10 protein-coding genes and 1 tRNA gene are annotated in these 9757 nt (G+C 51.2%); all 11 read right to left on the bottom strand.

Annotation, left to right across the window (positions count from 1 at the left end; translation table 11 throughout):
• On the bottom strand, nucleotides 1-1482 hold a 1482-nt coding region (locus tag ACQY18_RS05635; protein WP_428039169.1), incomplete at its 3' end, for an AsmA family protein.
• On the bottom strand, nucleotides 1457-2041 hold the full coding sequence (locus ACQY18_RS05640) for an epoxyqueuosine reductase QueH (RefSeq protein WP_428039170.1): 585 nt from the start codon (nucleotides 2039-2041) through the stop codon (nucleotides 1457-1459). The genes ACQY18_RS05635 and ACQY18_RS05640, both read right to left, overlap by 26 nt.
• A gap of 112 nt (nucleotides 2042-2153) precedes the next feature.
• Nucleotides 2154-3347 (bottom strand): S1 RNA-binding domain-containing protein, encoded by a 1194-nt coding sequence (locus tag ACQY18_RS05645; protein WP_176777219.1) that lies wholly within the window; start codon nucleotides 3345-3347, stop codon nucleotides 2154-2156.
• Nucleotides 3348-3395: 48 nt separating this feature from the next.
• Nucleotides 3396-3989, bottom strand: a complete 594-nt coding sequence (locus ACQY18_RS05650) for a 1-acyl-sn-glycerol-3-phosphate acyltransferase (protein WP_176777220.1) — start codon at nucleotides 3987-3989, stop codon at nucleotides 3396-3398.
• The gene (gene cmk / locus ACQY18_RS05655) at nucleotides 3979-4659 is read right to left on the bottom strand and encodes a (d)CMP kinase (RefSeq protein ID WP_428039171.1); all 681 of its coding nucleotides are present in this window, start codon (nucleotides 4657-4659) and stop codon (nucleotides 3979-3981) included. Before cmk ends, ACQY18_RS05650 begins: the two co-directional genes overlap by 11 nt.
• The gene (locus tag ACQY18_RS05660) at nucleotides 4660-5751 is read right to left on the bottom strand and encodes a PilT/PilU family type 4a pilus ATPase (RefSeq protein ID WP_176777222.1); all 1092 of its coding nucleotides are present in this window, start codon (nucleotides 5749-5751) and stop codon (nucleotides 4660-4662) included. It lies immediately after the preceding gene.
• A gap of 20 nt (nucleotides 5752-5771) precedes the next feature.
• Nucleotides 5772-6929: a cell division protein FtsZ gene (gene ftsZ / locus ACQY18_RS05665; RefSeq protein WP_176777223.1), complete on the bottom strand. Its 1158-nt coding sequence runs from the start codon at nucleotides 6927-6929 to the stop codon at nucleotides 5772-5774.
• Between the two features lie 14 nt (nucleotides 6930-6943).
• Nucleotides 6944-8194 (bottom strand): cell division protein FtsA, encoded by a 1251-nt coding sequence (ftsA, locus tag ACQY18_RS05670; protein ID WP_176777224.1) that lies wholly within the window; start codon nucleotides 8192-8194, stop codon nucleotides 6944-6946.
• A gap of 30 nt (nucleotides 8195-8224) precedes the next feature.
• Nucleotides 8225-8938: a cell division protein FtsQ/DivIB gene (locus ACQY18_RS05675; protein ID WP_428039172.1), complete on the bottom strand. Its 714-nt coding sequence runs from the start codon at nucleotides 8936-8938 to the stop codon at nucleotides 8225-8227.
• Between the two features lie 115 nt (nucleotides 8939-9053).
• A tRNA-Leu gene (locus ACQY18_RS05680) sits at nucleotides 9054-9136 on the bottom strand.
• 104 nt (nucleotides 9137-9240) lie between these two features.
• Nucleotides 9241-9711 (bottom strand): SsrA-binding protein SmpB, encoded by a 471-nt coding sequence (gene smpB / locus ACQY18_RS05685; RefSeq protein WP_176777226.1) that lies wholly within the window; start codon nucleotides 9709-9711, stop codon nucleotides 9241-9243.
• Nucleotides 9712-9757 lie beyond the last annotated feature (46 nt).

The following is a 9757-nucleotide window of genomic DNA, read 5'->3' on the forward strand; positions in this document are numbered from 1 at the left end:
CGTTTGCGTTGCCGCGGGCACCGCCTCTGCCGCGGGCGCTTGCACGAATTGCTCCGTTCCGGCAGTTTCTGCCTGCGTTTGCGTTGCCGCGGGCGTTTCTGCCTGCGTTTGTTCCGGGGCGGGTGCTGCCTGCGGCGGCAAGATGAATTTTTCCATATTTAACTCTAGCCGCGCATCCACATACAAAGGGCGGTTTACGGCCGTTAAATAGCCGTCAAAATGCGCGCCGTTTAACGTGCCGGACAAATCCTTTACCGCCAAAGTTTTAAGCCCTTCTGCCGTAATTTGGGTGGAAAGGCCGTCCAACCGGCCGGCGGCGGGCAGGGTGGCCCCCACCTGTTGCACGGATAGCTTGGCGTTCCAGTTATCCGCGGCGGCCTGAAAAGCGCCGGTAATTTGGCCCGTCACCCCGTAAGTGCTTGCTAAAATGGGCGATAAGGCGGCCAATTCGTCCAAATTAAACGCAAAATCCCCCTCGGCCTGATAGTCTGCCCGCTCTTTGAACGTGGCCTTGGCGGTGGCGTTTAGCTCGCCCCCCGGCAGTTGCAAGTGCAGGCGGCTGATTTGCGCGCGGGATTGCGCAAGGCGCGCGTCCGCTGTCACATCCACTCGGAGCGCAGGAATTAAAAATTCCGGCGTATCCGGCGCCAGTTCCGCCAAAGTATCGTTAGATAAACGGCTGATTTCCAACGCCAGGCGGGCAGACGGATTGGTAAAATTTTTGATTTGCCCCGTCAGCACCGCCGGGGTACTCCGGTAGCGCACAATCAGGTTGGTAATATCTAGGGCGGCTTTTTCCAAATCCAAATCGGCCAAATTCAACCGGGCGTTAAAAGCCAGGGTACTTTCCAAGGGAAAATCCCCCTCCACCCAACGCACTTGCGCTTTGGAAATAACCCTAAACGGCTCCGTAAACATCAGCCGGCGCGCGCGGAGCATAAACTGTTGTACCGCCAAACTGCGGTTTTGCACCGCATCTATATAAAACACGTCCAGTTGCTCAATATCCAATAACCCCAATGTAATGCGCGGCAAAAAGGGGTCCGCGTGCGGCTCCTTTTGGGCGGAAGGCACGGAAGAAGACGATAAATCCGCAAAATTAAATTTTCCGTCCGCACCGCGCGTAATGCGGATAGCTCCGCCGTGCAAAAATACGGTGCGCAATTTCAAGTGCCCATGCAATAAGTGGATTAACGAAAAACGCACCCCGGCCTTACCCACACTTAAAAAAGTACCCTGTTGAAACCCGCCCTGTTCGGCCACTTCCAACCCGCTGACACGCACCCCAAACAAACTGGCGCGCACCTGTTTTAAGCGCACGTCGCGCCGGAGCGCGGCAGACACTTTTTGCACCAGATAATTTTTAACGCGCCTGCTGGAAGAGGCCCACCGTAATCCGGTATCCGCCAATGCGGCCGCCAACAGCAGGCCGCCTAAAATATAAAAACCCCATTTGCTAATTTTTTTGAGCTTTTTTTTCATCTTTTTCCCCCTGCCGCGCGCGCAAACTGAACACACAGCCGCAATACTGTTGGGCGTAAAATTGCAATTCTTTCCACACCGCCCGGCGCAGTTCTTCCACGCCGCCTTTGCGCCAGTTGGTTTCGTCGTAAGTAATGCCGGCTAATTGGCACGCCTGCCGCGCGGCGCGGTTGACTTGTTCCAAATCTTTATAGCGCGATACCCCCAACACGGAGCTTAACGCCCGGTAGCCGTGTTCGCGTGCGTATTCGGCCGCCCGCGTGAGCCTAAATAAAAAACACGCACTGCACCGCGCGCCGCGCTCGGGCTCACTCTCCAACCCTTTTACCGCTTCCAGCCAGGCTTGCGGCTCGTACGGGAGTTCAATAAACGGGATATGGAAATGTTCGCACGCGCGTTTTTGCTCGTCACGGCGTTTTTTATATTCTTCGGCCGGATAGATGTTTGGATTATAAAACAGCAGTGCCACCGGGCGGTTTTCGGCCGCCAAACGCGCCAGCACGCCGCCCGAACAAGGCGCACAGCAAGAAAGTAAAAGCAAGGTATTTTTGTTTTCCATAACCCCAGTGTAGCAAAAAATAGGCGTTCGGCAACCCCTAAAAAAGCAGTAGAGTTGCAAAAAACCTGCGGCCAGGCAAAATACCCAGCCGCAGGTTATGGTTAATATCTAACTATTCGGCGTCTTTTTTATCTTCTTCCTGCGTTTTGAAAGAATCTTGCAGGAGTTGGCCGAGCGTAGGGCGCGGGGCCTGTTTAAGATATTGGGCCACCACTTTGCGGTTTTGCACTTGGTCGTATTTCTTGACCGAGAGGTTTACCGTGAAGGTTTCCGGGTTTACGCCCACCACCAACGCCGTAATCACGTCGCCTTCTTTGGCGGCAAAATCGCGGCCCATTTCAAAGGGGCTGATAAAGCCTTTGGTGTTGTTCTTGCCGATGGTGCATTCCACGCCTTCTTCGGAAACTTTCGTCACCGTCGCTTTCACAGAGCTTTTGTACGGATAGCGGCGTTTCAACGCATCAGCCGGGTTCAGGAACAGCTGTTTCAAACCGAATTCCAATTTGGGGGTTTCTTTATCCAAAGCGATTAACTTGGCTTTCAAGCGTTGCCCGCGGCGGAAGTTGGCAATAGCGGTTTCGGGCTCTTTCCAGGCAACGTTTTCCAAATTTACAATGCCTTCAATGCCGTGGAAGCGCAAGAACAATTTGTCCTTATCCACTTTGGCCACTACTACACGCAACACGTCGCCTTCTTTAATTTCGCCCAAAACTTGGGTGCGGCGCACGGCTTCGTCTTCTTCCAACACTTGTTTGCGGGAAACAATCAGTTTCTGTTTTTCTTTGGAAAATTCCACAATTTGGGCTTTAATTTTGGCACCCACCGGCAAATAGTGTTTATACGCGGTGTGCAGTTCGGACAGAGAAAGCGGCATAAACCCGCTCACGCCGAAAACTTCCACAATATACCCGCCTTTTACGGTTTGCAAAATGGTGCCTTTTACGCGTTCTTTAGCTTCGTACGCTTTTTTGCACACGTCCCAGCCCAGGGCTTCCAACGCTTTTTTGTGGGAAAGAATGGCCGGTCTTTCGTCAGAACCTCTTTTTACGAGAACGGCGGAAACCTTATCGCCGGCTACCGGCAAAGCTTTTCCGTCAAAATCCGTTATGGCAATAGCCCCTTCTTTTTTGGTCCCGGTGTCCACTAATACATTATCTTTGGTCACCTGTACAACGGTCACTTCCACAATTTCACGTTTATTTAACTGCTCCGATAAAGACTCTTGCTGCGCAATTAACTCGTCCATCGTCATTTCTTGTTCGTTAATTGTTTCTTCCGTATTTTTAATTTCTTCGTTTGTAGTCATAAGTCCTTATTACAGCACGCCCGTTAGGGCAAGCTGCGTAAACCTCCGTTAGATATTAATTGATAGGATTGCATCCATTATTTCTTTTGAAAAACGTTTGTACTGCTCTTTCGGCTCTTGTGAGTCATCTTTTGTAAGGTGCATCACCGTACCGAATTTTACACGAATTTTGCGTACCCACGGCCACCCGAAAGTGCCTTCCACCTTTACCGGAAGCACCGGGGCCCCTGTGTGGTACACCAAGTACCCGACACCGCTTTTGGGCGGGCGAGGTTTACCGTCTTTGGAGCGCGTGCCTTCCGGGAACATTACTACACTTTGCCCCTTTTGCAACGCTTCTTCCACTTCCCGCAAAGCCTCAAAAGCCTTCATATTGCGCGCGCGGTCCACCGCTATATACCCGCTGCGGCGGAAAAACCACCCCAGCCCGGGTACGGAAAACAGCTCCTTTTTGGCCACAAAGCGCGAATCACGCACTGTGCCCGCAAAAGCACCGATAGCCGGCGGGTCCGCATTAGACAAATGGTTGCCCGCAATAATAAGAGCGCCGGTTTTGGGGATGTTTTCCAGCCCCTCTACCTTAAAATCATAAAAGGTTCTAAAATATACCCTTGCTATTAATTTTACCAAATTAAGCAGCATACTGGGAAATCTTCTCCATAACTTTTTGTATCACTTGGGCCATATTCAGGGCGGAAGTGTCCACCACCACGGCATCTTTTGCCGGTTTTAAGGGGGCAACGGCCCGGTGGCTGTCGCGGTAGTCGCGTTCTTTTATCATAGCCAAAATGGCGTTATAGTCGGCTTTTTGGCCGTTTTCTTCCAGCTGTTTTACGCGGCGTTTGGCGCGTTCTTCGGCGGAGGCGTCCAAATAAAACTTTAGCTCCGCATCCGGGAATACCACCGTGCCCACGTCGCGCCCTTCCATCACCACGCCGCCGTTTACGCCCACTTGGCGCATTTTGTCCGTCAGCACGGCGCGGGCTTCTTTGTTGGTGGAAACTTTGCTGGCTACGGCGCCCACTTCTTCCAAATGGAGTTTTTCACCCAAAAAAGCACCGTCTACAAACATTTTTAAGGCGCCGTTATCCTGGCGTTCAAACGTAAAAACCAGTTTTTGCGCCAACGCCAAAACGGCATCATGGTCGGTGGGGTCCAGCTTTTGTTCAAACACTTTATAAGCCAACGCCCGGTACATTTCCCCGGTGCTTAAAAAGCCGTAGCCCAATTTGGCGGCTACCGCCAGCCCGACGGAGGATTTCCCCGTGCCGGCGGTGCCGTCTATGGAAATTAACAACCCGTTTTTACGCATTTACTCCCCCGCCACGGACAAGCTGTCCGTCACCCCGCGGATAGCCAACATAATGGCATCCGGCGAAGTAGCCGCCGAGGTAGCCGTTTCCATATCAATATGTCCTTCCTGATACAGTTTTGCTAAGGATTGGTCAAAGGTTTGCATCCCGTAAAATGCGCCGTTTTGCATTTGTTTTTGAATATCGCTGTGTTTGTTTTCCAAAATTAATTTGCGGATTTGCGGCGTGGAAACCATAATTTCCAGCGCCGGGCGCATACCCGGTTTAATGGTGGGCAGTAAGCGCTGGCAAATCACCCCGCGGATAAGTTCCGAAAGCTGCAACCGCACCTGCGCGTGCTGTTCCACCGGGAAAGCGTCCGTCAAGCGGGAAAGCGTTTGTGTCACGTTGACCGTGTGCATGGTGCCCAGCACCAACTGGCCGGTTTCCGCCGCGGAAAGAGCGGCTTTCATTACTTCGCTGTCGCGCAATTCCCCAATCAAAATGACATCCGGGTCCTGGCGCATGGCCGCGCGCAAGGCGCCGGTATAAGAAGGCGTATCTACCCCTAATTCCAACTGGCTGATGATACAGTGGCTTTCGGTATGGATAAATTCCACGGGGTCTTCAATCGTTAAAATATGCCCGGAGCGGGTTTGGTTGATGTGGTCCACCATGGCGGCCAGGGTGGAGGTTTTACCGGAACCCGTCATCCCCGTCACCAAAATCAAACCGCGGCGGTTATCGGCAATTTTTTTAAGCACGTCGCCCGGCAGGTGGAAATCTTCAAAGGTGGGGATTTTAAGCGGAATATGGCGGATAGCCATACAAATTTTACCCATTTGGCGGAACACGTTAAAACGGAAACGCCCGTAAGACTTAGCATCTAACGAAAAGTCCACCGAGCTGTACTGTTCAAAAATTTTGCGTTCGCGTTCCCCCATACAGGCATAGGCCATTTTTTTGGCTTCGTCGTTGGGGATAAAGCTGTCATCAATGGGTTTAATTTGGCCGTGCAAACGCACAAACGTATTGGAGTTGCCGCGTATATGCAAACCGCTGGCGTGGTTATCTACTACGGTTCTAAGCAAACTTTGCAATCCTACTGCCATATTTTCATCTCCCTCCGGTTTTATAACCGGCCTTTTTTCCGGCGCATAAAAGCCGGAATAAGCATTTCATCTTGCGGTGCGGCCTTGGGGGCATCTAAACCCTCCAAGACGGGTTGCGGCATTGTATTCCGCACGCCGGTACTGCCCATGCCCGAACGCTCCAGAGAAGCTATCGTGCGGCGCGTGGTATATAAATTGGCTTTTTCGGCGCTGAACCCAGTGGCAATCACCGTCACTTGGAAACGGTCCCCCAGGGAAGCGTCAAAAGAATGCCCGTACATAATTAAAGAATCGTTGCTGGCGTATTGGCGGATTAAGTTCATGGCTTCGCCCACTTCAATCATGGTTAAATCCGCCGCCAAAAAGTGAACAATAAACCCTTTGGCGCCGTGAATATCGGCGTTTTCCAACAGGGGGGAGGCAATCGCCTTTTGCATGGCGCGCAAGTGCCGCCCCGGCCCGCTGGATTCCCCCACCCCAATCAGCGCTTTTTGGGAATTGCTCATAATTTTGCGCACATCATTAAAGTCAATATTTACTTCGCCGGGTTGGGTGATGACCTCGGAAATCCCCTTTACCGCCTGGAGCAAAACTTCATCCACCATTTGGAACGCTTCGCGCGAAGACGTTTTGGGGTCTATAATGGAAAACAGTTTTTCGTTCGGCACGATAATCATGGAGTCTACATACTTTTGCATTTCTTTAATGCCTTCGTCGGCGTGTTTTTCACGCACGTAGCCTTCAAAATTAAACGGCCGCGTGACGACGCCCACCACCAACAGGTCGTCCCCATACGTTTCTTTAGCCAGTTTGGCCAAATAGGGCGCAACCCCGGTTCCGGTGCCGCCCCCCATACCGGCGGTAATAAACAACAAATCACACTGGCCGATAATTAATTTTAGTTTCTCGGCCGATTCTTCCGCCGCCAAACGCCCGCGCTCCGGCTCTCCGCCTACGCCCAAGCCTTTGGTAATTTTCTCCCCCACCTGCACCAGATAAGGGGCTTTGTTGCGGCGTAAGTCCTGCGCGTCTGTATTAACGGCAATAAAATCCACATCTTTTAGTCCACTATCTACCATGTGGTTAATGGCGTTGCCGCCACCGCCGCCCACGCCGATTACTTTAATTTTGGCCTTTTTGCTTTCAAACGAATTGGCCGGTTGAAATAAATCGCTCATACTAAAATGCCTCCTCAACCCCCAAACAGGTTGAAGTTTTTGAAAGCCTTGCCGATTTTACCGAACAAGGACGCATTATTTTCATACCCTTCCCGTTGGAAGTCCTCGTAGCCGTTTTCCTGGCAGGCGTACAAGGCCAGCGCCATGGCGGTACTGTATTTGGGGTCAAAAAATTCTTCGTTGGCGGTCAGCAAATCACGCTGAACCCCGCCCAAACGCACTTCTTTCAGGCCCAAAATGTTCAAACAATGGCCCGAAACGCCCTTTAATTGGCTCCCGCCGCCGGTCAACACGCCCAAAAGCGGATAATCTTTATAGCCGGATTGCTCCACACTGCGGCGGACGTATTCCAGCAGTTCTTCCATACGCGGTTGGATAATATCCAAAATAAAACTCTTTTTGATGTTATGCACGGTGCGGCCGTCTAAAGACGGCACGGGTATTTCGCCGTCTTCGTCCAAAGAGGTCGGCTCGCACACGCCGTATTTTTCTTTAATTTCCTGTGCGTGCTGGCGGCTGGTGCGCAACCCGCAGGAAAGGTCCCGCGTGATTAAATCGCACCCGTACGGAATATCGCGCGAAAAGCGGAGCATACCGTCCAAATAAATCCCGACGGACATAGTTTCCCCGCCCAAATCCACCAGCATTACGCCCATTTCTTTTTCTTCTTGCGTCAGTACGGCGTTGCCCAGCGGCACCAGGCCGTACACCATATTGTCAATACGGTATCCCGGGCGCTGAATGGCTTTGGCTAAATTGTTCAAATGGGTGGAAGCGGCCGTGGTAATGTGGACATCAACTTCCAATAAAGAGCCTTCCATCCCCTCCGGGTTGGAAATACCTTTTTGTTTATCAATAAAAAAACCTTGCGGAATGGTGTTGATAATTTCTTTATCGGAATCAATAGAAATCGCTTTGGCGTTTTCAATAGCCAGGTTAATATCCGTTTGGGTAATTTCTTTATCCATACGGGAAATGTTGTACGTTCCGTGGCTGGTATAAGAGCTTAAATGAGAGCCGCGCAAACCCACAATTAAGGTGGAAATGTTTTCGTTCAGCTCCCGCTCCACCCCGCCCAAAACGTGTTGGACGGCGGCGGACGTTTCGCGGATATCCTTTACTACGCCGCCTTCTACCCCGCGGCACGGCGCACTGCGCCCCGCCAATACCTGCAAAGTGCCGGTATCATAATCTTGCGCGGCGGCGATACACGTTAATTTACCGCTGCCGACATCTAAACCTGCAATAATATTTGTTTTAGCCATAAATAAATCCACCTAAATCCATTATAAAACTTATTTACCCAACTGTGTTAAAAAAACTTGTCCGTTTTCAAAAAAACGAAAGTCCATCCGTTGCGGGCCTTTTTCGTTCCGGCGGCACCAACCGATAATCTGCGCCGCACGGCGCGCCTTGGCACGCAGGTTTTTAGCAGGGCCAAAGTCTATCACGGTGCCGTCCGGCATGTGCATAGCCACTTCGTCACGCTCCAAATTAAAACGCAAAAAAGCAAAAGACAGTTCTTTTTCCAATTTTAAGGTGCTTTGCACCAGGCCCACAAATTCATCCGTCAATTTTTCGGGCACGCGGCCTTCCAGCTCCACAAACGGCACCGGCGTAAGCAAGCCGGGGTTTGGGTCCGCATATACGGTGCTGTCGCTATCAATGTAGCGCACGGAATTATCCGGCAAGACAAATTTGGCAACCGGGGTGCGGCGCTCGGCAGAGATTTTTAAGGTGCCGGACAACAACCCGCGGCTTACGTCCACCTCGCGCAACATGGGGTATTTTTGCACAATTTGCGTGCGCAACTGCGCCGCCTGTGCCGGCGTGAACGGTTTGCCAACGGCGGCCGAGCCCAAAGCCAACAGCTCTTTTTGCATATTGCCTTCCAAGCCGGAAACCACCGCTTTTTGGGGGGCCCAACGGCTTATTTTTGCCGACGAATACGCCGCGTAGCCTTTACTCAGGCCCACGAACGCCGCCACTAAAAAAAACAGAATAAACAACAGGAAAAAAAACGGCTTTAAGCTTTTTTTGCGCCGCCGGGGAACTCTTTTAGCTACAAAAGATGACGGCCTGTAAGAATCAAACTTTTTCATGTGCTTAAAACCAAAAAGAAAATGGGCGGAAAGGGAGTTGAACCCTTAAGGACTTTCGTCCACACGGTCCTGAGCCGTGCGCGTCTGCCATTCCGCCACCCGCCCATCACAAGATATATTATAGAATATTTTTCAAATTGTTTCCACTATATTTTTAGCGGACCCAAGTGCCCCTGCCGCAGGGCCGTTTTTATACTGTAAAAAGAGCCTTAAAAACGGATTTTATTTTTGAATCCTTTTTCCATTTCCCGGTTCAAATCCCGCTTTTTGAGGGCCTCGCGCTTATCAAACAGGTGTTTGCCTTTGGCTACGGCCAACTGTATTTTGGCCCACCCTTTTTTGAAATACACTTCCACCGGCACCAACGCATAGCCTTTTACATCCGCCTTGGCGGCTAACTTGCGGATTTCTTTTTTATTTAACAACAGCCGCCGCGGGCGCGTGGCGTCCAGCTCCACCAAAGAATTAAACTTATACGGCTTGACGTGCATATTATACACATACGCTTGGCCGTTTTCTATGCGTACAAACGCGCCCTCCAAACTTAACTCCTTTTGGCGGATAGATTTTACTTCCGCGCCCAGCAGTTCCAGTCCGGCTTCCAGCGTGTCTTCTATAAAAAATTCGTGATACGCCTTACGGTTGGTACACACGACTAAAACGGAATCTTTCTTTGGCATGGATATATCATAGCAAATTTAAGGGGCCCGCAACGCCCCTTTATGC

The sequence above is a fragment of the Candidatus Avelusimicrobium faecicola genome (genome assembly GCA_900540405.1).
GTDB lineage: Bacteria > Elusimicrobiota > Elusimicrobia > Elusimicrobiales > Elusimicrobiaceae > Avelusimicrobium > Avelusimicrobium faecicola.

Coding starts and splice junctions, on each gene's coding strand:
- ACQY18_RS05660 (WP_176777222.1), bottom strand. CDS start 5,751: ATGGCAGTAGGATTGCAAAGTTTGCTTAGAACCGTAGTAGATAACCAC.
- ftsA (WP_176777224.1), bottom strand. CDS start 8,194: ATGGCTAAAACAAATATTATTGCAGGTTTAGATGTCGGCAGCGGTAAA.
- cmk (WP_428039171.1), bottom strand. CDS start 4,659: ATGCGTAAAAACGGGTTGTTAATTTCCATAGACGGCACCGCCGGCACG.
- ACQY18_RS05650 (WP_176777220.1), bottom strand. CDS start 3,989: ATGCTGCTTAATTTGGTAAAATTAATAGCAAGGGTATATTTTAGAACC.
- ACQY18_RS05645 (WP_176777219.1), bottom strand. CDS start 3,347: ATGACTACAAACGAAGAAATTAAAAATACGGAAGAAACAATTAACGAA.
- ftsZ (WP_176777223.1), bottom strand. CDS start 6,929: ATGAGCGATTTATTTCAACCGGCCAATTCGTTTGAAAGCAAAAAGGCC.
- smpB (WP_176777226.1), bottom strand. CDS start 9,711: ATGCCAAAGAAAGATTCCGTTTTAGTCGTGTGTACCAACCGTAAGGCG.
- ACQY18_RS05640 (WP_428039170.1), bottom strand. CDS start 2,041: ATGGAAAACAAAAATACCTTGCTTTTACTTTCTTGCTGTGCGCCTTGT.